The organism is Actinokineospora baliensis, assembly GCF_016907695.1.
GTDB classification, from domain to species: Bacteria; Actinomycetota; Actinomycetes; order Mycobacteriales; family Pseudonocardiaceae; genus Actinokineospora; species Actinokineospora baliensis.
The window spans coordinates 841,411-862,171 of record NZ_JAFBCK010000001.1 but is presented as its reverse complement, the minus strand read 5'-3'; the positions used below and the strand labels follow the sequence as shown (position 1 = coordinate 862,171).

21 protein-coding genes are annotated in these 20,761 nt (G+C 72.1%); 16 read left to right on the top strand and 5 right to left on the bottom strand.

Features of this window, described 5'->3' with window-relative positions; genetic code table 11:
• The first annotated feature begins 1 nt into the window (after position 1).
• The 16 genes from mshA (at position 2) to JOD54_RS03695 (ending at position 15,269) form a co-directional block, all read left to right on the top strand.
• Positions 2-1,294 (top strand): D-inositol-3-phosphate glycosyltransferase, encoded by a 1,293-nt coding sequence (gene mshA, locus JOD54_RS03770; protein WP_204449190.1) that lies wholly within the window; start codon positions 2-4, stop codon positions 1,292-1,294.
• Entirely contained in the window at positions 1,291-1,821 is a 531-nt protein-coding gene (locus JOD54_RS03765; RefSeq protein WP_204449189.1) for a type III secretion system chaperone family protein, read from the top strand. The genes mshA and JOD54_RS03765 overlap by 4 nt, the downstream gene beginning before the upstream one ends.
• A gap of 76 nt (positions 1,822-1,897) precedes the next feature.
• Complete coding sequence (locus JOD54_RS03760) at positions 1,898-2,809, top strand: DUF4349 domain-containing protein (RefSeq protein WP_204449188.1); 912 nt, start codon at positions 1,898-1,900, stop codon at positions 2,807-2,809.
• Positions 2,810-3,449: 640 nt separating this feature from the next.
• A complete protein-coding gene (locus tag JOD54_RS03755; RefSeq protein ID WP_204449187.1) occupies positions 3,450-4,196 on the top strand; it encodes a phosphoglyceromutase in 747 nt (248 codons plus the stop codon).
• 288 nt (positions 4,197-4,484) lie between these two features.
• Positions 4,485-5,717, top strand: a complete 1,233-nt coding sequence (locus JOD54_RS03750; RefSeq protein WP_307859821.1) for a sensor histidine kinase — start codon at positions 4,485-4,487, stop codon at positions 5,715-5,717.
• Positions 5,714-6,403, top strand: a complete 690-nt coding sequence (locus tag JOD54_RS03745) for a response regulator (protein WP_026316650.1) — start codon at positions 5,714-5,716, stop codon at positions 6,401-6,403. Before JOD54_RS03750 ends, JOD54_RS03745 begins: the two co-directional genes overlap by 4 nt.
• A 25-nt stretch (positions 6,404-6,428) precedes the next feature.
• Positions 6,429-7,382 (top strand): Ppx/GppA family phosphatase, encoded by a 954-nt coding sequence (locus tag JOD54_RS03740; protein ID WP_204449186.1) that lies wholly within the window; start codon positions 6,429-6,431, stop codon positions 7,380-7,382.
• Between the two features lie 96 nt (positions 7,383-7,478).
• Positions 7,479-8,879, top strand: a complete 1,401-nt coding sequence (locus JOD54_RS03735) for an Rv0497 family membrane protein (RefSeq protein WP_204449185.1) — start codon at positions 7,479-7,481, stop codon at positions 8,877-8,879.
• Positions 8,876-9,649 carry a sugar phosphate isomerase/epimerase family protein gene (locus JOD54_RS03730; RefSeq protein WP_307859820.1) on the top strand — a complete coding sequence of 258 codons (774 nt, stop codon included), beginning with the start codon at positions 8,876-8,878 and terminating at the stop codon, positions 9,647-9,649. The genes JOD54_RS03735 and JOD54_RS03730 overlap by 4 nt, the downstream gene beginning before the upstream one ends.
• Before the next feature lie 77 nt (positions 9,650-9,726).
• Positions 9,727-10,653 carry a proline dehydrogenase family protein gene (locus JOD54_RS03725; protein WP_204449184.1) on the top strand — a complete coding sequence of 309 codons (927 nt, stop codon included), beginning with the start codon at positions 9,727-9,729 and terminating at the stop codon, positions 10,651-10,653.
• A 62-nt stretch (positions 10,654-10,715) separates the two neighbouring features.
• Positions 10,716-11,573 (top strand): thioesterase family protein, encoded by an 858-nt coding sequence (locus JOD54_RS03720; protein WP_239573270.1) that lies wholly within the window; start codon positions 10,716-10,718, stop codon positions 11,571-11,573.
• A 150-nt stretch (positions 11,574-11,723) separates the two neighbouring features.
• Positions 11,724-12,554 (top strand): pyrroline-5-carboxylate reductase, encoded by an 831-nt coding sequence (gene proC / locus JOD54_RS03715; protein ID WP_204449183.1) that lies wholly within the window; start codon positions 11,724-11,726, stop codon positions 12,552-12,554.
• 120 nt (positions 12,555-12,674) lie between these two features.
• Positions 12,675-12,893 (top strand): helix-turn-helix domain-containing protein, encoded by a 219-nt coding sequence (locus JOD54_RS03710; protein WP_204449182.1) that lies wholly within the window; start codon positions 12,675-12,677, stop codon positions 12,891-12,893.
• A 141-nt stretch (positions 12,894-13,034) separates the two neighbouring features.
• Entirely contained in the window at positions 13,035-13,136 is a 102-nt protein-coding gene (locus JOD54_RS03705; protein WP_018684825.1) for a 30S ribosomal protein bS22, read from the top strand.
• 142 nt (positions 13,137-13,278) lie between these two features.
• Positions 13,279-14,310, top strand: a complete 1,032-nt coding sequence (locus JOD54_RS03700; protein ID WP_204449181.1) for an NAD-dependent epimerase/dehydratase family protein — start codon at positions 13,279-13,281, stop codon at positions 14,308-14,310.
• 2 nt (positions 14,311-14,312) lie between these two features.
• A complete protein-coding gene (locus tag JOD54_RS03695; protein ID WP_372440254.1) occupies positions 14,313-15,269 on the top strand; it encodes a lysophospholipid acyltransferase family protein in 957 nt (318 codons plus the stop codon).
• A 3-nt stretch (positions 15,270-15,272) separates the two neighbouring features.
• Here the strand turns inward: JOD54_RS03695 and JOD54_RS03690 are convergent, their stop codons facing one another.
• From JOD54_RS03690 to JOD54_RS03670, 5 genes are all read right to left on the bottom strand, one after another.
• Positions 15,273-16,520 carry a cytochrome P450 gene (locus JOD54_RS03690; RefSeq protein ID WP_204449179.1) on the bottom strand — a complete coding sequence of 416 codons (1,248 nt, stop codon included), beginning with the start codon at positions 16,518-16,520 and terminating at the stop codon, positions 15,273-15,275.
• Positions 16,517-17,059 (bottom strand): TetR/AcrR family transcriptional regulator, encoded by a 543-nt coding sequence (locus JOD54_RS03685; protein ID WP_204449178.1) that lies wholly within the window; start codon positions 17,057-17,059, stop codon positions 16,517-16,519. Before JOD54_RS03685 ends, JOD54_RS03690 begins: the two co-directional genes overlap by 4 nt.
• 519 nt (positions 17,060-17,578) lie before the next feature.
• Positions 17,579-18,475: an HAD family hydrolase gene (locus JOD54_RS03680; RefSeq protein ID WP_307859818.1), complete on the bottom strand. Its 897-nt coding sequence runs from the start codon at positions 18,473-18,475 to the stop codon at positions 17,579-17,581.
• A 71-nt stretch (positions 18,476-18,546) separates the two neighbouring features.
• Entirely contained in the window at positions 18,547-19,905 is a 1,359-nt protein-coding gene (locus JOD54_RS03675; RefSeq protein ID WP_204449177.1) for a DUF5667 domain-containing protein, read from the bottom strand.
• A gap of 151 nt (positions 19,906-20,056) precedes the next feature.
• Entirely contained in the window at positions 20,057-20,707 is a 651-nt protein-coding gene (locus JOD54_RS03670) for a sigma-70 family RNA polymerase sigma factor (RefSeq protein ID WP_239573269.1), read from the bottom strand.
• Positions 20,708-20,761: the final 54 nt, after the last annotated feature.

The following is a 20,761-nucleotide window of genomic DNA, read 5'->3' as shown; positions in this document are numbered from 1 at the left end:
GGTGACTCCCACGCAGCTGCGCAGACCTCGGCGGATCGCGGTCCTGTCGGTGCACACCTCCCCGTTGGAGCAACCCGGGACCGGGGACGCGGGCGGCATGAACGTCTACATCACCGAGACCACTACGCGGATGGCCCAGCGCGGCATCGCGGTCGAGGTGTTCACCAGGGCCACCGCCTCGGACCTGCCGCCGGTCGTCGAGCTCGCCCCCGGCGTGCTGGTCAGGCACGTGTCCGCGGGGCCGTTCGAAGGGCTGCAGCGCGCGGAGCTGCCCAACCAGCTGTGCCCGTTCACCGCGGGTGTGCTGCGCGCGGAAGCCAGGCACGAGCCGGGGCACTACGAGCTGGTGCACTCGCACTACTGGCTGTCCGGGCAGGTCGGCTGGCTGGCCCGCGAGCGCTGGGGGGTGCCGCTGGTGCACACCGCGCACACCCTGGCCAAGGTCAAGAACGCCGCGCTCGCCGACGGCGACGCCCCTGAACCGCTGGTGCGGGTGCTCGGCGAGCAGCAGGTCGTCGACGAGGCGGACCAGCTGATCGCCAACACCGCCGTGGAGGCCGCGCAGCTGGTCGACCTCTACGACGCGGCGCCGGAGAAGGTCAGGACCATCGCGCCCGGGGTGGACCTCGACCGGTTCCGCCCCGGCGACCGCGCCGCCGCGCGCGCCCGGTTGCGGGTGCCCCAGGACGCCGTCGTGGTGGCCTTCGTTGGTCGCATCCAGCCGTTGAAGGCACCGGACGTGCTGCTGCGCGCCGCCGCCGAGCTGGTCGACCGGGGCACCGTGGCCAGGGACAAGCTGGTCGTCCTCGTCGCGGGCGGCCCGTCGGGCAGCGGGCTGGACCAACCGGCCGCGCTGCAGGACCTCGCCGTGGCGCTGGGGATCGCCGACGTGGTGCGGTTCCTGCCGCCGCAGTCGGGCGCCGCGCTGGCCACCGTCTACCTGGCCGCCGACGTCGTCGCCGTACCCAGCCACAACGAGAGCTTCGGCCTGGTCGCCCTGGAGGCCCAGGCCTGCGGCACCCCGGTGGTCGCCGCCGCGGTCGGCGGGCTGCCGGTCGCCGTCGCCGACCGCGTCTCCGGCCTGCTCGTCGACGGTCACGCCACCACCGACTGGGCCGACTCGCTCGGTCGTCTGCTCACCTCGCCCGCACTGCGCGCCGAACTCGGCGTAGGCGCCGTCCTGCACGCCAGGGCGTTCTCCTGGGACCGCACCACCGACGCCCTCATCGCCGCCTACGCCGAGGCCGACCACGCGCTGCGGTACGCCCCCGCGCGTGCTGAGGTTGCGGTGTGACGGATGCGCATTCACTCGACCAGGTCATCGCGGACGCGCTCGCCGAACGGGAGCTGACCTACGAGCGGCCCCAGCCGGGGCGCTTCCACGTCGCGCTCCCCGGCATCAAGAAGCAGCGCACCAATTGCTGGCTCATCCTGGGCAACCACGCCCTGACCATCGAGGCGTTCGTCTGCCGCAAACCGGACGAAGCGCACGAGGAGGTCTACCGCTTCCTGCTGCGCCGCAACGCCCGGCTCTACGGGGTGCACTACACGATCGACCGGTTGGGTGACATCTACCTGGTGGGTCGGGTCAGCCACGCCGCGGTGAGCGCCGACGAGCTCGACCGCCTCCTCGGCCAGGTCCTCGAGGCCGCCGACGGCGACTTCAACACCCTGCTCGAACTCGGGTTCGCCACCGCCATCCGCCGCGAGTGGGACTGGCGGACCTCGCGCGGCGAGTCGCTTGCCAACCTGCGGGCCTTCGCGCACCTGCTCGAACCCGCCGGGCAACAGGGCCGTGTCGCAGACGAGGCCGACTCGTGATCACCCGCGCCGCAACGACCTGACCCGCCCGACCCGTCTGCATGCCAGAAGGACGTGCGGGTGAGGGGAGAGCGGGATGGTGCTCAACAGAGTCCGGTTGGCCGGGCTGGTGCTGGTGGTGGCGGGGGCTTTCACCGCGGGGTGCACGGCGTCGGAGAGCTCGTCGGGCGCAGCAGCCGCCCCGGCTCCGGCGTTGGACCGGCAGGCGGCGGGCGATCTCACCGGGTCGGAGCCCGACTCCGGTTCCGGCGCCAAGGCTGAGGCGCCGCAGACACCGGAGCAGGCCAGGATCGATCAGCCGGGGGTGGACCGCAAGCTCGTCCGCACCGCCACGGTCGAACTGTCCGCGGCGAAGGTGCCCGAGGCGGCCGACCGGGTGCGCGCGGAAGCCGTGGCGGTGGGCGGGTTCTCCGGGCAGGAACAGGTGACCGACCGGTTCGCGCTGCTGACCGTGCACGTCCCCTCGGACAAGCTCGACGCGGCGCTCACGCGCATCGCCGAGGCGGGCACGGTGACCAGCCGCAGCCAGACCGCACAAGACGTCACCGAGCAGGTCGTGGACGTGGAGAGCCGCATCCAGACCCAGCGCACCAGCCTCGCCCGCGTCCGCGCCCTGCTCGACCGGGCCACGTCGATCACCGAGATCGTGCAACTGGAGGGTGAGGTCACCCGGCGCGAGGCCGAACTGGAGTCGCTGCTCAAGCGCCGCGAAGCCCTCGCGGGCAGCGTCGCCCTGTCGGCCGTGACCATCCGCATCAGCCAGGACGGCGCCCCGCCCGCCCCCGCCGCGGAAGACGACTCGTTCCTGGCCGCGCTGGCGACGGGCTGGCACGCGTTCCTGGACGCTGGTTCGTTCGTGCTGCGCGTAGTGGGAACCCTGCTGCCGTTCGCCGTGATCCTCGGAATCCCGGCCTACCTGATCTGGCGGCACCGCCGCCGCAACCGCCGTCCCGCCGCGGTCCCCCAACCGGCACCCGCGGACGCCTGAGCCATCCACAACGGCTGAGTTGTCCACAACGCCCAAGTTGTCCACAGATTCCCGCCGACCCCGGTTTCCCCAGGCCAGGCCCAGTAGACTGGCCTCGGGGCCGCCCCCCGGTGAGGGTGGGGGCTGTGTGGCGCGCGTGGGCGGCGGAGCCGAGCTTGCGGGGCTTGGGTGTGAGTCGCGGGGCGGTTCGAGCGAGGGGGAGTCGCGTTCCCGAACCGCCCCGCGCCTGCCCGCTGCGTCCCGTGGCGGGGGGCACCCGGGAGCTCGCGGGGCGGCGGCTCGGCAGGGGAGTCGAGCCGCGCGGGACGCTGCCCGGGTCAGGGAGTGCGTGGGAGCTGATCCGGGGCGCCTATAGGTCAACTTGTCAGATGCCGGACACCAGCACAAGGCCGACCACTACGCCATTAGGGGATGTCGCAGACCGTTAGTAACTATTCGATCACGGAACTCTGTGATTCTGCAACTACCCGTGTCTTTGGGGGCATTTGGGGGTACAAGCTGGCCCAAATTGGTGTCCCTCGATCGTGAAGATCGCCGTATGGGGTAGTCGACGCCATCAACTGGGCCAGGGCGGGTGTTGGGGGCGTTCGTGAGCACCGGCACACCGGGACCACCCGCCCGGGTCTGGCAGGCTTTCGCCATGGCCATCGGAACCCTGGTGTTGCTCCGCCACGGCGAGAGCGTCTGGAACGCGCTGAACCTGTTCACCGGCTGGGTCGACGTCGCCCTGTCGGAGAAGGGGGTGGCCGAGGCGGCTCGGGGCGGCGAGCTGCTGCGCGAGGCGGGGATCCTCCCCGACGTCGTGCACACCTCGTTGCAGCGGCGGGCGATCAACACCGCGCACCTCGCCCTCGACTCCGCCGACCGGGTGTGGATCCCGGTCAAGCGCGACTGGCGGCTCAACGAGCGGCACTACGGCGCGCTGCAGGGCAAGAACAAGAAGCAGACCCTCGAGGAGTTCGGCGAGGAGCAGTTCATGCTCTGGCGCCGCTCCTACGACGTCCCGCCGCCGCCGATCGAGGACGGGGACGAATACAGCCAGGACGGCGACCCGCGCTACGCCCACCTCGGCACCGCCGCGCCGCGCACCGAGTGCCTCAAGGACGTGGTGACCCGGCTGATCCCCTACTGGGAGACCGAGATCGTCCCCGACCTGCGGGCGGGCAAGACCGTCCTGGTCGCCGCGCACGGCAACTCGCTGCGCGCGCTGGTCAAGCACCTCGACGGGATCTCCGACGGCGATATCGCAGGCCTGAACATCCCCACCGGCATCCCGCTGCGCTACGACCTCGACGACGCGCTCGCGCCGACCAACCCTGGCGGGACCTACCTGGACCCGGCCGCCGCGGCCGCCGCGATCAGCGCCGTGGCCAACCAGGGCCGCTAGGCCCGAGTGGACTGACGGACCGGACACAGTGGACATCCGCTGTGTCCGGCACGGCGCGACACGGCGCGGAATCATCGAGCCGGGTGTGATCCCCCTAACGGCTGGTTTCCGTCGGGTGGTGGGGTCGCCCCGGCGCACAGTGCTCGATGGTTACCGGCCAGTAGGACACGATCGGGTGAACGGGGTCTGGCCTAGTGGGGAACAAGCAGGCACAACGGTGTCGGCACGGTCACCAATGCCGTTCCCGGGCTGGTCAAACCCCTGTGACCCCTGCTTACGATCCTCGGTGTGGCCGCCCCGGTCTATCTCGCGCTGTCGTTCGGCACCCTGCTGATCGGCCTGTTCGTCGGCTTCCTGCTCGGTCGCGCCCGCTCGCGCGGCACCGGCGGAGCCCCGGACGGCCCCACGGTCGCCGACCTGGTCCAACGGATCATCCAGTCCACCCACACCGGTGTGGTCGTGCTCAACCGGTTCGGTGATGTGGTGATCCACAACCCGCGCGCCGAGGAGCTCGGCCTGGTGCGCAACAACCGCGTCGACGACCGCGCCCGCAAGGCGGCCGAGGTCGTGGTGGAGACCGGCGACCCGATGGAGGTCGACCTGTCCCCGCTGGAGTCGCGGGTGGGCCGCACGCCCGAGGCGGTGCTCGGCGAGGTCCGCCCGCTCGGCGACGGGTTCACCGCCGTCGACGCCGACGACCAGTCCGAGGCGGTCCGGCTGGAGGCCACCAGGCGCGACTTCGTGGCCAACGTCAGCCACGAGCTCAAGACCCCGGTCGGGGCGATGGCGCTGCTGGCCGAGGCCGTGCTCGACGCCGCGGACGACCCGGTCGAGGTGCGCCGGTTCACCACCAAGATCCTCAACGAGGGCAACCGGCTCGGCACGCTGGTCACCGAGCTGATCGCGCTCTCGCGGCTGCAGGGCGCCGAGCGGCTGCCCGAGATGCACACCGTGGAGGTCGACGCGGTGCTGCGCGAGGCCATGGGCCGCGCCCGGCTGGTGATGGAGTCCACCGGCATCGACGTCACCACCGACGACGACAGCGGCCTGCTGGTCCAGGGCGACCGCACGCTGCTGGTCACCGCCCTGTCCAACCTCCTGCAGAACGCGCTGGCCTACTCCTCGGCCGGTAGCCCGGTGTCGGTCAGCCGCAGCGTCGCCGACGGGTTCGTGGAGATCGCCGTCACCGACCGCGGCGTCGGCATCCCCGAGGACGAGCAGCAGCGGGTGTTCGAGCGGTTCTACCGGGTCGACCGGGCCCGCTCCCGGGCCACCGGCGGCACCGGCCTCGGCCTGGCCATCGTCAAGCACGTCGCCGCCAACCACGGCGGCGAGGTCCGGCTGTGGAGCAAACCCGGCCTCGGCTCGACGTTCACCCTGCGGGTCCCCGCGCACGAGCAGCGCGCGCTCACCGCGGGCGAGAACGGCACCAACGGTGCGGAGCCCACCCTGGTGGGCGGCCGCGCGACGCTTCCGTCGAAATCCGACGGCACCGCAACCGATCACGGAGGAATGGCATGACGAGAGTGCTGATCGTGGAGGACGAGGAGTCCTTCGCCGACCCGCTTGCCTTCCTGCTGCGCAAGGAGGGCTTCACCGCCGCGGTCGCCGTGACCGGTCAGCAGGCGCTCGAGGAGTTCGACCGCAACGGTGCCGACATCGTGCTGCTGGACCTGATGCTGCCCGGGATGAGCGGCACCGACGTGTGCAAGGCGCTGCGCCAGCGCTCCGCGGTCCCCGTGATCATGGTCACCGCCCGCGACAGCGAGATCGACAAGGTGGTCGGCCTCGAGCTGGGCGCGGACGACTACGTCACCAAGCCGTACTCCGCGCGCGAGCTGATCGCCAGGGTCCGCGCGGTGCTGCGCCGCGGCGGCGAGGCCGGTGGCGACGGCGAGCTGCTGCCCCAGGTGCTCGCGGCCGGACCGGTCCGGATGGACGTCGAGCGGCACGTGGTCACTGTGGACGGTACCGACATCCCGTTGCCGCTCAAGGAGTTCGACCTGCTCGAGTACCTGCTGCGCAACGTCGGCCGGGTGCTCACCCGCGGCCAGCTGATCGACCGGGTGTGGGGCGCGGACTACGTCGGCGACACCAAGACCCTGGACGTGCACGTCAAGCGGCTGCGCTCGAAGATCGAGCCGGACCCCGCCTCGCCGCGGCACCTGGTCACGGTGCGTGGTCTGGGTTACAAGTTCGAGTCCTGATCCCCGGCCCCGGTACGGTGCCCCAGTGCGTCTAGGTGTGCTCGACGTCGGGTCCAACACCGTCCACCTGCTCGTGGTGGACGCTCGTCGGGGTGCCCACCCCACGCCCGCGCGGTCGGAGAAGACCGTGCTGCGGCTGGCGGAGCGGATCACCTCGTCCGGTCAACTGTCCAAGGTGGGCGCGGACGAACTGGTCCGCACCGTGGCCGCGGCCAGGGAGTCCTCGGTCCGGCTCGGCTGCGCCGACCTGATGGCCTTCGCCACCTCCGCGGTGCGCGAGGCGGGCAACTCGGCGGCGGTGCTGCGCCGGGTGCACAAGGAGACCGGGGTGGAGCTGCGGGTCCTCTCCGGCGAGGACGAGGCCCGGCTGACCTTCCTGGCCGCCCGCCGCTGGTACGGCTGGTCGGCGGGCAACCTGCTGGTGCTCGACATCGGCGGCGGCTCGCTGGAGATCGCCGCTGGCATCGACGAGGACCCGGACTTCGCCTGGTCGCTGCCGCTGGGCGCCGGTCGGCTGACCCGCACCCGGTTCACCAGCGACCCGCCGACCCGCGAGCAGGTCGAGCGCACGGTCGGCTGGCTCGACGAGCAGTTGGCCCCGATCGCCAAGCGGGTCGCCAAGTACGGCACCCCGGACCGGGCGGTGGCCACCTCGAAGACCTTCCGCACGCTGGCCAGGCTGACCGGTGCCGCCCCGTCCTCGGCCGGGCCGCGGGTCCGCAGGGTGCTGACCGACACCGGGCTGAGCCAGTTGATCGCGTTCATCTCCCGCATGTCGGCCGCCGACCTGGCCCAACTCGAGGGGGTCAGCCCCAGCCGGGCGCACCAACTGGTGGCCGGTGCACTGGTGGCCCAGGCCACTATGCGAGCGTTGTCACTACCCGAGGTGGAGATCGGGCCGTGGGCGCTGCGCGAAGGGGTCATCCTGCGGCGGCTGGACCAGACGAATGGTGAGGACCACACTGTTCTCGCGGATTGACAAGATCCGGGTGGCCGCCACCCCAGACGGGGTGGCGCCGCCCGCGGCGCGCGCGGGCACTGGACGGATCAGCCCGCACGGGGCACGGTGGAGTGGATGAGTCAAGAAGGTGGTTCGGAGCGCACCCAGCGCACCGTGGCCGAGTTGCTGGCCAAGTACGGCGGCAACTCCGGCGACGGCGCGCCCCGCAGGCGGCGCCGCAAACCGGACGACGCCTCGGAGACCGCGCCGCAGGCGATCATCGACCGGGTCATGTCCGACAGCGGCAAGCTGCTGCCGATCCGCGAGGACCAGCCGCCGCACGAGCGGGTCTCGCACCGGCAGGACCGCTCGCAGGTCTCGCAGCAGCTCCCGCTGCCGACCAGGCGCGCCCGTCCGGAGCCGCCCCCGGTCGACCCGAGGGCCCGGCCGCGCGTCGACCAGCAGCCGCCGACCCAGCAGCACCCCCCGGTGGCGCCGCCGCCGGGGCCGCAGGCCGATCCGCGCCAGCTCGCCCGCCCCGCGGTCGACCCGAGGCAGCAGCCCAGGCCTGACGAGCAGCGCCCGCCGGTGCGCGGTGAGGACCCGAGGCCGCCGGTCCGCCAGGAGCCCGTGCGGCACGAGCCGCCCCGCCCGGAGCCGCCCCGCCCGGTCGACCCCCGCGAGCAGCACCAGCCGGTGGCCGCGCGCAGGCCGGACGTGGGTGAGCCGCACACCGAGCAGCTGCCCCGGGTCCCAGCGGACGACCCGTTGCCCGACCCCGCCGAGCCGCCCGCCGGTCTGGCGCCCAACCGGGCCCCATTGCCCAGGCGGGTCGCCGGGGGTGGCCGCAGGCCGCAACCGACCCAGCAGACCCCGGTGCCGCCGCCCCAGGTGTCGCAGCCGCTGCCCGTCCCGCCTCAGGTTTCCCAGCCGCTGCCGGTCCCGCAGGTGTCGCAGCCGTTGCCGGTGCCGCCTCGACCGCCCGGTTACCGCGGTGACTTCCCCGGTGACTCGGCGCAGACCGCGGTGGACCAGAACGGGCCGCCGCCGGAGTTCCGCGACGAGTTCGCCGGGTTCGACGACAAGGCCGCGACCAGGTTCACCGACTACTCCGCGCACGACGAGTTCGCCCGCCGCCCCGAGCGCGGCGGGGTGGACCTGGACGAGGACGACCTCGACGACCGCTTCGACGAGGACGAGGACCAGTTCGACGAGGACGACGACCGGGCGCTCGAGGACGACGACGAGCCGGAGGCGGACGAGGAGCCGCGCTCGGCGGGCCGCGAGTGGCTGATCATGGTCGGTCAGCTCGCGCTCGGCGTCGTCGGCGGTGCCGTGGTGTGGCTGATCTTCAACTGGCTGTGGCGGGTGCTGCCCGCCGCCGCGCTGGTCGGCGCGCTCGCGGTGATCGTCGGGCTGGTGCTGATCGTGCGGAAGGTGCGCCGGGCCGAGGACCTGCAGACCACGGTGCTCGCGGTACTGGTCGGGCTGCTGGTCACCGTCTCACCCGCGGCGCTGCTGCTGCTCGGGCGGTGATCCGGGTCGGTCTGTCGACCGCGTCGGTGTGGCCGAGGACCGCGTCGACGGCGTTCACCCTGGCCGCCGATCTGGGCTACGACGGCGTCGAGGTGATGGTCTGGGCCGACCCGCTGAGCCAGGACGTGCCCGCGCTCGCCCGCCAGTCGCACCGCCGTGCGCCAGTGCTCGCCGTGCACGCCCCGTGCCTGCTGGTCTCCCAGCGGATCTGGTCGCCGGACCCGGACGTCCGCCTGCGCCGCGCGGTCGAGGCGGCCCAAGACCTCGGTGCCCCGACTGTGGTGGTGCACCCGCCGTTCCGCTGGCAGCGACGCTACGCCGACGGCTTCGCCGACCTGGTGGCCGAACTGGAGGACGGCAGCGGGATCGCGGTCGCCGTGGAGAACATGTTCCCGGTGCGCAAGGGCGGGGTGGAGGTCAGCGCGTTCCGCCCATCGATCGACCCGACCGACGTGGGGCACCGCAACTACACGTTGGACCTGTCGCACACGTCGGCGGCGCATGTGGACGCGATGGCGCTGGCCGACCGGATGGGCGCTGGGCTGCGGCACGTCCACCTGGCCGACGGGACCGGGCTGCCCAAGGACGAGCACCTCGTTCCCGGGCGTGGTGACCAGCCGTGCGCGGCGCTGTGCGAGCGCTTGGTCGGAAGTGGATTCACCGGTCAGGTGGTGGTCGAGGTGAGCACCCGGCGGGCCAAGACCTCGGGCGAGCGGGAGGCGGATCTGGCCGAGGCGCTGCGGTTCGCCAGAGCCCACCTGGGTGGATAGTAGACAGTTCGGCGCAAACGTAGGACGACCGGATGGCTGTATGGCTCGACGGGACACCGGGCCGTACAGTTCCCAGCGTGAACCCGTTGCGTTCGTTGATTCTGGCTGCCGCGCGAAACGGCACCATCCGCCGTCTGGTGGCGACCGCTCCCGTGAGCCGGGACGTCGTGCGCCGCTTCGTGGCGGGTGAGACCACAGCAGACGCCGTCGCCGTCACCCGGCGACTGGTCGACTCCGGTCTCACCGTCACCCTCGACCACCTCGGTGAGGACACCACCGACGCCACCCTCGCCGAGGGCACCGTGCAGGCGTACCTGGAGCTGCTGGACAAGCTGCACGCCGAGGGCCTGGCGGACCGGGCCGAGGTCAGCGTCAAGCTCTCCGCGGTCGGGCAGATGTTCGACGAGGACCTCGCGCTGGCCAACGCCAAGCGGATCTGCGCGGCCGCCGAGGCGGCGGGCACAACGGTGACGCTGGACATGGAGGACCACACCACCACGGACTCCACGCTGCGCATCCTCGCCGAGCTGCGCCGCACCTGGCCGTGGGTCGGCGCCGTGCTGCAGTCCTACCTGCACCGCACGCTCGACGACGTCACCGCGCTGGCCACCTCCGGTTCGCGGGTCCGGCTGTGCAAGGGCGCCTACAAGGAACCGGAGACGGTCGCCTTCCAGGACCCGATCGAGGTCGACAAGAGCTACGTCCGCTGTGCGAACGCGCTCCTCGCTGGCGACGGCTACCCCAAGTTCGCCACCCACGACCCGCGGCTGGTGCGGATCATCGGCGAGCGCGCCGAGGCGCTCGGCCGCAAACCGGGCAGCTTCGAGCACCAGATGCTCTTCGGTATCCGACCCGATGAGCAGCTCCGGTTGGCGCAGTTGGGCCACACCGTGCGGGTGTACGTACCCTACGGCGGGGAGTGGTATGGCTACTTGATGCGCAGGATGGCCGAGCGACCCGCGAACACCGCTTTCTTCCTCCGCGCACTCGCCACCCGGAGCTGAGCAGAACCCCGATCCGTGGCACAGCGCAAAATCGCGGACGCGGGCGTGGCAGGCTATCGCCCATGAGTAGTGCTGCAGGGCACGGCGACGTCCGGGCGGGCGGGCCCGCGCAGGCTGGTGGGGCGTTCGCCGCGGCCATCCGGGTGCGCCCGCTGGGGGACGGGACGTTCACCGCCGACCTCCCGGCCCCTTGGACGGTCGGCGGGCGCCCGCACGGGGGATTCCTGATGGCGTTGCTGGCCAAAGCGGCGGTGGCCACGCACAGCGGGGCAGGCGCGCCGCTGGTCGACCCGCTCGCGGTGAGCGCGCAATTCCTGCGCCCACCCGGGGTCGGCCCGGTCCTGCTGCGCACCGACGTCCGCAAGTCCGGGCGCCGCACCACGGTCGTCGCGGTGCACCTGGAGCAGAGCGGGCACAGCTGCGTCGAGGGCGTGGTCACCACCGGCAGGTTGCCCAGGGAGCGCGCGGCCTGGACGGATCTGCCCAACCAGGCCGCGGAACCGCCCGGCAACGCCATCGACCTGTCCACCGTGCCCTCGGCGTCGGTGTTCAAGCTCAGCGAGGTGTGCGACGTGCGGCTCGACCCCAACGGGGCCGGGTTCCTGCACGGGCACATCGGCGATCCGCTGCGGCTGCGGTTGTGGGCCAGGCCGAGGGGCGAGCACGCCGACCCGCTGTTTGCCTTAGTGGCCGGGGACATCTCCATGCCGGTGACGTTCAACCTCGGCCGGTTGGGGTGGTCGCCGACGGTGCAGCTCACCGCGCACCTGCGGTCGCGGCCCGCGCCGGGGTGGCTGCGGATCCAGGTGGAGTCCAAAGCGGTGCACGGGGTCTGGTTCGACTCCGACGCCACCGTGGTAGATTCCACCGGCAGGCTGGTCTGCCAAGCGCGACAGTTGGCGCTATCGGCGATCGGTTAGTGCATCACCGTTGTCGGGGACTTTTTCACTGTTTTCCACAATGTGCGAGCGATGGTCTAGACCATAGTTTCGCCGGGTGCGGCAAATCCCGACTACCCGATCGGGGACCGCGACCGGGAAAACCGGGAACGAGTCGTTAGCCTGTTCGCCATGACTGAGGCGAACGCACGGCCGGTGATCGCGGTGCTCGGCGCAGGCAAGATCGGCGAGGCCCTGCTGTCCGGGCTGCTGCACGGCGGCAGGCAGGCCGACGAGCTGTTGTTCACCGAGCGCTCGGCGGGCCGCTGCGCGCAGCTGACCGACACCTACGGCATCGACGCGGTGGACGTGCCGACCGCGGCCAAGACCGCCGACGTGCTCGTCGTGGCGGTCAAGCCGCAGGACATCGACCCGCTGCTCGACGACCTCGCCGCCTCGGTCAGCCCGGACACGCTGATCGTCTCGCTGTGCGCGGGCCTGCCGACGGCCCTGTTCGAGCGCAGGCTGCCCGCAGGCGTCCCGGTCGTGCGGGTCATGCCCAACACCCCGATGCTCGTCGGCGAGGCCATGAGCGCCATCTCGCCCGGCAAGCACGCCAGCTCGCTGCACCTGGCCGTGGTCGAGGAGCTGCTCTCGGTCGTCGGCAAGGTCGTGCGGGTGCCCGAGTCGCAGCAGGACGCGGTGACCGCGCTGTCGGGCTCCGGCCCGGCGTACTTCTTCTTCCTGGTCGAGGCCATGATCGACGCGGGCATCCTGCTCGGGCTGCCGCGCGCGGTGGCCGAGAAGCTGATCATCCAGTCCGCGGTCGGCGCCGCGGCCATGCTGGCGGAGACCGGTGAGCACCCGGTGACCCTGCGTGAGGCCGTCACCTCGCCCGCGGGGACCACCATCATGGCCATCCGGGAACTGGAGCGGCACGGCGTGCGCGCCGCGTTGTTGGCCGCCATCGAGGCGGCCCGCGACCGCTCCCGCGAGCTCGGTCGGGCGCACGAGGCAGATTGAACCCGAAGTGACGTCGCACTTGTCACACGTGTCCCGCTACTCTCGATCGGTACACGTGCGTGTCGAATCCGTCGGTGGGGAAGCCGGCGGCGCGGCGCGTGGTTAAGGACGCGGTGGATCATGCCTGCGAGCAAGCGCGACTCCGATCCGCCCGGCCTCCCGCAGGTGCAATTCCTGACGGTGGCCGAGGTGGCGGCCCTGATGCGGGTCTCGAAGATGACGGTGTACCGGCTGGTGCACAGCGGTGAGCTGCCCGCGGTGCGGGTGGGCAAGTCGTTCCGGGTTCCGGAGAAGGCGGTGCACGACTACCTGCAGAACGCCTACTTCGACGCGGGCTGAGCCGCCCGCCCGCGAGCGCGCTGACCGGGCCCGGTAGGCTGGCCAGCCGTTGTGCCTGGTGTCTTGGCGCGCGTCCGTGACGTGACCGCCGCACCGGAGCGCCGGACACCTGGAACGACCTAGAAACACGTAAGGACACACATGGGCTCGGTCATCAAGAAGCGTCGCAAGCGCATGTCGAAGAAGAAGCACCGCAAGCTGCTCCGCAAGACTCGCGTCCAGCGTCGCAAGCTCAAGAAGTAGTGTCGACCCGCGGCGTCCGCGCGCGCGGACGCCGCCGGGTAACACCCCGTGTGACCTGCGTTAACACTGCGTTGCCCATCCTGGGGACCGCGTTCGGCGCGAGTAGGCTCGGCAGCTGAACGCCCACCCCCAGGGGGTCCCCATGCCGCCCAGGATCGTCCTGGTCACCGGTGTCGGCTCTCACCTGGGTGGCCACCTGGCCGCCCGGCTGGCAGCCGACCCGACCGTCGAACGCGTGCTCGGCGTCGACACCGTCGGCCCGCACAGCTCCATCGAGGCCGCGGCGGGAGCCGGACGCGCCGAGTTCGTCCGCGCCGACATCCGCAACCCGCTGATCGCCAAGGTCATCACCTCGGCCGAGGTCGACACCGTGGTGCACGCCTCGCTGACCGCCATCCCGCCAGGGCCCGCCCGGCGCAGCGCGGTCAAGGAGATGAACGTCATCGGCGCGATGCAGCTGCTCGCCGCCTGCCAGCGGGCGCCGTCGGTGCGCAGGCTCGTCGTCAAGTCCACCGCCGCCGTCTACGGCGCGGGCGCCCGGCTGCCCGCGGTGCTCACCGAGGACGACCCGCCGCGCGAGCTGTCCTCCAGCGGGTACGCCAAGGACGCCGTCGAAGTCGAGGGGTACGTCCGCGGGTTCGCCCGCCGCCGACCCGACGTCGACGTGACCGTGATCCGGCTGACCAACCTCATCGGCCCCCAGGTCGACACCGTGCTCACCCGCTACTTCGCGCTGCCGGTGGTGCCGACGGTGCTCGGCTTCGACCCGCGGCTGCAGCTGCTGCACTCCGAGGACGCCCTGGCGATCCTGGAGCGGGCCGTGACCAACCCGGTCCCCGGTGTCTTCAACGCGGGCGGCGACGGGGTGCTGCTGCTCTCGCAGGCCATCCGCCGCGCCGGCCGGATCCCGTTCCCGGTGCCGCGCGCGGCGATGCCCACCGCAGGCAGGTTGCTGCGCGGGGCGCGGGTGGTCGACTTCTCCGCCGACCACGTCCGCTACCTCAACCACGGCCGGGTCGTGGACACGACCCGACTGCGAACAGTCTTCGGGTTCACCCCGAGGTGGACTACCCGTCAGGCGTTCGACGACTACGTCCACGGCAGCGGCCTACGCCCCGTGGTTGACACCTCGGTGATCGAGCGTCTCGAACGCACCGTCGGGGGTACCCGGTGAAGGTGACACGCGTGCAGCAGGCTCAGGTCATCCCCCTGGATCGCGGCGACCGGCAGCGCAAGCCCACCCAGGAGGGCCCACCGGTCGAGCCCACCCCGTTGCGACCGGCACCGCCCGCCGAGCCCGCCACGGGCCTGCGGGGGGCCGTGGCGGACGCCCTGGGGTTCGCGCGGCGGCGGCTCACCGGCGACTACACCGTCGACCGGTTCGGGTTCGACCCCGACCTCACCGAAACCCTCCTGCTGCCCCCGCTGCGGGCCGTCTACCGCACGTGGTTCCGGGTGGAGGTGACCGGCGCCGAGAACCTCCCCGCGTCCGGCGGGGCCCTCGTCGTGTCCAACCACTCGGGCACGCTGCCGTGGGACGCGTTGATGACCGCCGTCGCGGTCAAGGACAACCGCGACCGGTACCTGCGGATGCTGGGCGCCGACCTGGTCTTCCAGGTGCCGCTGCTGGGCGCGTTGGCCCGCAAGTCCGGGCAGACCCTGGCGTGCAACCCCGACGCCGAGCAGCTGCTGCGCTCTGGCGAACTCGTCGGCGTCTGGCCGGAGGGCTTCAAGGGGATCGGCAAACCGTTCGCCGACCGGTACAAGCTCCAGCGCTTCGGCCGCGGCGGGTTCGTCTCCGCCGCGCTGCGCACCGGTGCCCCGATCGTGCCGTGCTCGATCGTCGGCGCCGAGGAGATCTACCCCAAGATCGGCGACCTCAAGCCGCTCGCGCGCCTGCTCGGGCTGCCGTACTTCCCGATCACACCGCTGTTCCCGCTGCTGGGTCCACTCGGGGCGATCCCGCTGCCGTCCAAGTGGCACATCCACTTCGGACCACCGGTGCCCACCGCCGAGTACGGCGCCGACGACGACCCGATGCTGCTGTTCACCCTCACCGACCAGATCCGCGAGACCATCCAGCAGACCCTCTACAAGCTGCTCAACCAGCGCGGGAACCCGTTCCTCGGCTAGCGGCTACTGGTAGAGCCGCAGCGACCGCAGCCCCCTGATCACCGTGGTCGGCCGCCACCGCGGCGTCCCGGAGACGACGAGCTCGGGCAGCCACTCGACCAACTTCCGCAGGGCGACCTCGGCCTCCAACCGGGCCAGCGGGGCACCGAGGCAGTAGTGCGCGCCGCTGGAGAAGGCCAGGTGGTCGGTGCGCCCGCGGCCGATGTCGAACTCGTCCGGCCGGTCGAACGCCGCCGGGTCCCGGCCCGCGGCCCCGATCAGCACGACGACCATGCCGTCCTTGGCGACCGGCACCCCGCCGATCTCGGTGTCCTCGTGCGCGATCCGCGCGGTCGCCTGCACCGGCGCCTCGTACCGCAGCACCTCGTCGACGGCGGGGCCGATCAGCGCCTCGTCCGCGCGCAGCCGCTCCCACTGGTCCGGGTGGCGGGCGAAGGCCCACACGGCGTTGCCGATCAGGTTGGTCGTCGTCTCGTAGCCCGCGACCAGCAGCAACTCGCAGGTCGTCGCCAGTTCCAAGTCGGTGAGCTCGTCGGAAGCGGCCAGCACGCTGATCACGTCGTCGCCCGGGTCCGCCCTGCGCTCGGTGATGAGCCGGGTGAACAGCGCCCGCAACTCCCGGTTCGCCCGGCGCACGGCCAGCGCGTGCCGCACCGACCGCACCCCGTCCAGCGACGCGCCGAGCACCCGGCCGTAGCGGGCGAACACCTGCGCGTCGACGTCCGGGATGTCCAGCAGCGCGCTGATCACCGTGATCGGCAGCGGCCCGGCGAACTCCGCCATGAGGTCGAACTGGTCGTCGAACGCCAGCGGGAGCAGCAACTTCGAGGCGGTCACCGCCACAGAGCCGCGGTAACCCTCGATCTTGGCCGGGCTGAACGCTGGCCTGGCCAGCGCGCGCAGCCGGGTGTGGTCGGGCGGGTCCAACTCGAGGAAGGACGGGATCACCGGCACCTCGCCGGACAACCCGGACGCCACGAACGGCGGCGGCTGGAGCCCGTCGGCGGTGCGCACGCCGAAGGTCCGGTCCCGCAACACCTTCGAGCACAGCTCGTGCGAGGCCACCACCGTCACACCGGTCTTGCTCCGGTGCACCCCCGGGCCGTTGCGCAGCCGCCCGTAGACGGGATACGGGTTGCCCCGCCACGGCGCCGACAACAACCGCGCCACGTCATCGCCGCGCGCCGCCATCGCCCACAACGCCGCGCGCTGCACACCCAACCGCGCACCGAGCGCCAGTACCGAACTCATGCCCCGATTCCCCCCATCAACGTGCCGTACGCCAACCCCGGCGCATCCAACGGCGCCAACTTCCCCAGTGCCACGCCCTCCCACGCGGTGTAGGCCACCGCGTACAGCGACGACACCGCCCACCACGGCGCGACCCCACGGCGCAGTAGCCCTGCCTCGGCAACCCGCCCCATGAACTCCGTCAACGGCCGGTCGACCTGCACCCACCGCGCCTGCAGTTCCGGCTCCGCGTCGAGCGAAGGCTGCCGCAACAAGAACTCCAGCCGAGGCCCCAGCGGCACGAGCACGTCGACCAGGTCGCGCAGGGCCTGGCCGAGGTCGTCCTTCATGGCCCCCTCGATGGCCCGGTCGAGGATGTCCAGGGACTCCTCGGCCACCGCGACCAGCAAGTGCTGCCTCGTCGGATACCGCTTGTGCAGCGTCGTCCGCCCAATCCCCGCCGCCGCGGCAACCTGCGCCAACGACGCCGTCGCATCCCGCACCAACACCTCAGCGGCGATCTCCAGGACGGACTTGGATGTTCGCGGCGGAACACTCATGTTCACAACGGTACAGAAGGGTGCGCCCGACGTCGAGGACGTGGATCAGCCTGCGATGCCGCGGGCTGGACGGCGCTCGCGCTGGGGCGCCGGTGGTGGAGGCGCTGAATCGGTGGCTGCTGGCTGGCTCGGCCGTGTTCGCTCGCAGTCCAAGGCGCATGTCCCCGTCGGCGGTGCGGGGTCTAGATGGCGCGTTTGCGGTAGACGAAGGCCTGCGGCAACGGCGTTTGCTGGGACTCCGGCGTCGATGACGGAGGGGCGCCGATTGGCGGCTTTGCCGCCAGTGCGGGGGTTGCTGATCTTCCGGTCGCGTTGCGGGCTACCTCTCGCAGGCCCTGATGGGTGTCACAGTCGGGTTGGCCGCAGTCTGCAGGTGTGGGCGGCGCTTGTGACGGCCACCGCCCACCGGCGGGGTGCCTGGTGTTGGACGGCGCGTGCGCGGTGGGCAAGCCTGCGGTCTCTGGTGCCGGTGGGCGGGCTGAACTGGCGGCTGCTGGCTGAGTGGTGTCGCGCGGGTGTCTAGATGGCGCGCTTGCGGTAGGCGAGGCCTGCGGCGACGGCGCCTGCGAGGGCTCCGGCGCCGATGACGGAGGGGACGCCGATTTTGGCGGCTTTGCGGCCGGTGCGGAAGTCGCGGATTTCCCAGCCGCGTTTGCGGGCTACCTCGCGCAGGCCGGAATCCGGGTTGACCGCCACCGCCGTCCCGGCCACCGACAGCATGGGGATGTCGTTGGAGGAGTCGGAGTACGCGGTGCAGCGGCGCAGGTCCAGGCCCTCTCGTGCGGCCAGGGACCGGACCGCGTGTGCCTTTGCCGGGCCGTGGAGCATTTCGCCGACGAGTTTGCCGGTGAACACGCCGTCGGGGGTGCTCTCGGCGACCGTGCCCAGGGCGCCGGTCAGGCCGAGTCTGCGGGCGATGATCGCGGCGAGTTCCACCGGGGTCGCGGTGACCAGCCAGACCCGCTGCCCTGCGTCGAGGTGCATCTGCGCCAGCGCCCTGGTGCCCGGCCAGATCTTGTCGGCCATCAGCTCGTCGTAGATCTCCTCGCCGAGCGCGCTCAGCTCGGCCACCGTGTGACCGGCCACAAAGGACAGCGCCTGTTCCCTGCTGCTGCGGATCCCCTCGGCGCTCTCCTTGCCGCCGACCCGGAACATCACCTGCTGCAGCGCGAACTTGACCAGGTCGGAGTTGGAGAAGAACTTGCGCGCGGCCAGCCCCCTGGCGAAGTGGAAGATCGACGCGCCCATCATGATCGTGTTGTCCACGTCGAAGAACGCCGCGGCGGTCAGGTCGATGGGGGCCGGGCTGTCGGACTGTTCGATCGCGACGGAAGCCGCCTCGGCGCTCGCCTCCCCCGCGAGCGCGGCGAGGCGTTCGAGTTCGGGGTTCTTCCTACCCCCACGCCGCACGGACACCGCACGCCTCCCCGCTGGTTCTTCGCTGTGCCCACCAGGGTAGCGATCCCGCGCACACCGCGGTGGCGACCTCAGCCGATCCGGATGGGCCCGATGCCCGGCAGCAGCTGCGGCACCTCGATCGGGGGCAGCGGCAACGGCAGCGGCACCGACACGCCGGGGACGACCGGGGTGCTGGTGCCGGGGCCGGGACTGGGGGACCCGATGATCGGCGGCAGGTCCACCAGGGGTGGTGGCGAACTGGACCGGGGTGCCGAGGGGGTTGTGGTGACGCTCGGTTGGCCGGGTTGCGGGCTGGTCGGTTGCGGTGTGCCGGTGCTGCCCGGGCTCGGCGTGTTGCCCGCCTGCGAGCTCGGCGTCGACAGGATCCTGGGCGCGTCGGGGCGCACCTCGCAGGCCGCGGTGGCCGGGAGCGCGCCGATCTCGTCCAGGTCGCCGGAGGTCACCTGGTAGCAGACCATCCGCGCGAGCAGCGCCGCCGCGCGGCCCTCGACCCGGTCCAGGACCGCCAACGACGCCGAGAGCCTGCTGTCGGTCTCCGACGGCAGCTTGGGCCGCAGGGCGGCTAGCCGGGCGCCCTGCTGGTCGGCCCAGGCGCGGAGGGTGGCCAGCTGGCTGCCGTCGCCGCCGGTCGCGACGGCGGTCAGCGCGCGGCTGCCCGAGATCGCGTCGTTGTCGAAGTCGCCGAGCGCGGCGAGGTAACCGGAGGTCGGGGCGTCGTCGGGGTTCGCGTAGCGCAGGGCCAGCGTCTCGATCTCGGTGACGCGGGCGGTGGCGAACTCCAAGTGCTTGAACGCCTTCTCCTCCTCGCCGAAGGTCAGCCCGAGCGCGGCGGCCTCACCGGTCCGCTTCACCCCGTAGAGGGGATCACCGGGCAGCGCGTCGCGCGCGAGCAGCAGGCTCATGCCCGCGAGGGAGAACACCAGCGCCAACACGGCCACGGCGGCCACGGTGAACCTGGCCCGGGTGGAACCGCGGAGCGAGGGGCTCGTCGCTGGCGCCGAGTCCGGATCGCGGCGGCCGCGCGGGGCGCGCCCGGCCCGCTGCGGCCGACCCTGGCGGGCCTCCCCTGGGCGGCGCGGGGACGGCGAGGGGCGCTCGACACGCGGCTGCTCGTCCTGGGCCGGGCGGGTGGGATCCGACGACACAGCGGGGTCCGACACAGCGGGATCCGGCGGGGCGGCCGGTTCGGCCGGGTGCAGGGGGTCGGCGACCAGGCTGGCGGTGATCTTGGCGCGCATCCGCTCCCGCGCCCCGGCGCTGGGGGCGGTGTCGCGGCTGAGGGTGGCGAGCAGCTCGACCACGGCGTGGTCGTCGTCGGTGAACTCGGGACCCAGTTCGTCGACCAGACCGGGGTGCGCGCGGCCCGCGCGCGGTCTGTCCGACCGCTCGCCCTGGGGTCCGGTCGACCCGGCTCCGCTGTCCACCATCCCGCTCCGACTCCTGTGGGTCTCGCTGTGGATGAAACGACTCGTCTGTCCCCGGGTTACGGCCCGGCCACGTGGCACATATCGATTGACCCCAAAGGGGCAACGCACACTCTGGCAGCCGGACGACCCGGGGCCGCGCTGACGGGCCGGTTCATCGCAGTTCGGGGGGCAGCAACTGGGCCAGTCGGCGCACCGCGCGGTGCTGCAGCGCCTTGACCGCCCCCTCGTTCCGGTTCATGATCTCCGCCGTCTCGGCGACGGACAAGCCCTGCAGGAAGCGCAGCACGATGCACTCGCGCTGGTCGTCGCCGAGCTGGTCGACGCAGCCGAGCAGCGCCTCGCGGGTGACCTTGGACATCACCTGCTGCTCGGGGCCCGCTTCGAGCCGCTCGGAGTCGCGGATCTCCGGGGTGGTGACCTCGAGCCGGAAGCGGCTGGACTTCACGTGGTCGAGCACCAGGTTCCTGGCGATGGTGACGAACCAGGCACCCACGTCGCGGCCCTGGTAGGTGACCGAGGTGATCCGGCGTAAGGCCCGTAAGAAGGTCTCGCTGGTGACGTCCTCGGCCAGTTCGCGGTCGCCGACGCGGAACAGGACGTACCGGTAGACCACGTCGACGTACCGGTCGTAGAGCTGCCCGAAGGCCACCGTGTCGCCCTGCTGGGCGGCGTGCACCAGCGCCCACGACTCGCTGTGCGCCTCCTCCGGCACCGCCGCGCCCGGCTGCCCGGCGCCGTCGGTGGCCGACCGGGCCGACGGCACACCAGGTCGGGTCGGGTCGGATCGCGTCTGGCGGGTCATCGGACGGCCGCACACTCCCTCGGACCCGGCGGTCGCGCCTCCGCCGGGGCATCG

Excerpts from the sequence above, each read along its gene's own strand:
- JOD54_RS03755 (WP_204449187.1), top strand. The coding sequence starts at position 3,450 with ATGGCCATCGGAACCCTGGTGTTGCTCCGCCACGGCGAGAGCGTCTGG.
- JOD54_RS03675 (WP_204449177.1), bottom strand. The coding sequence starts at position 19,905 with ATGGTGGACAGCGGAGCCGGGTCGACCGGACCCCAGGGCGAGCGGTCG.
- JOD54_RS03670 (WP_239573269.1), bottom strand. The coding sequence starts at position 20,707 with ATGACCCGCCAGACGCGATCCGACCCGACCCGACCTGGTGTGCCGTCG.
- JOD54_RS03685 (WP_204449178.1), bottom strand. The coding sequence starts at position 17,059 with ATGAGTGTTCCGCCGCGAACATCCAAGTCCGTCCTGGAGATCGCCGCT.
- proC (WP_204449183.1), top strand. The coding sequence starts at position 11,724 with ATGACTGAGGCGAACGCACGGCCGGTGATCGCGGTGCTCGGCGCAGGC.
- JOD54_RS03735 (WP_204449185.1), top strand. The coding sequence starts at position 7,479 with ATGAGTCAAGAAGGTGGTTCGGAGCGCACCCAGCGCACCGTGGCCGAG.
- JOD54_RS03690 (WP_204449179.1), bottom strand. The coding sequence starts at position 16,520 with ATGAGTTCGGTACTGGCGCTCGGTGCGCGGTTGGGTGTGCAGCGCGCG.
- JOD54_RS03745 (WP_026316650.1), top strand. The coding sequence starts at position 5,714 with ATGACGAGAGTGCTGATCGTGGAGGACGAGGAGTCCTTCGCCGACCCG.
- JOD54_RS03700 (WP_204449181.1), top strand. The coding sequence starts at position 13,279 with ATGCCGCCCAGGATCGTCCTGGTCACCGGTGTCGGCTCTCACCTGGGT.
- JOD54_RS03760 (WP_204449188.1), top strand. The coding sequence starts at position 1,898 with ATGGTGCTCAACAGAGTCCGGTTGGCCGGGCTGGTGCTGGTGGTGGCG.
- JOD54_RS03720 (WP_239573270.1), top strand. The coding sequence starts at position 10,716 with ATGAGTAGTGCTGCAGGGCACGGCGACGTCCGGGCGGGCGGGCCCGCG.
- JOD54_RS03705 (WP_018684825.1), top strand. The coding sequence starts at position 13,035 with ATGGGCTCGGTCATCAAGAAGCGTCGCAAGCGCATGTCGAAGAAGAAG.
- JOD54_RS03710 (WP_204449182.1), top strand. The coding sequence starts at position 12,675 with ATGCCTGCGAGCAAGCGCGACTCCGATCCGCCCGGCCTCCCGCAGGTG.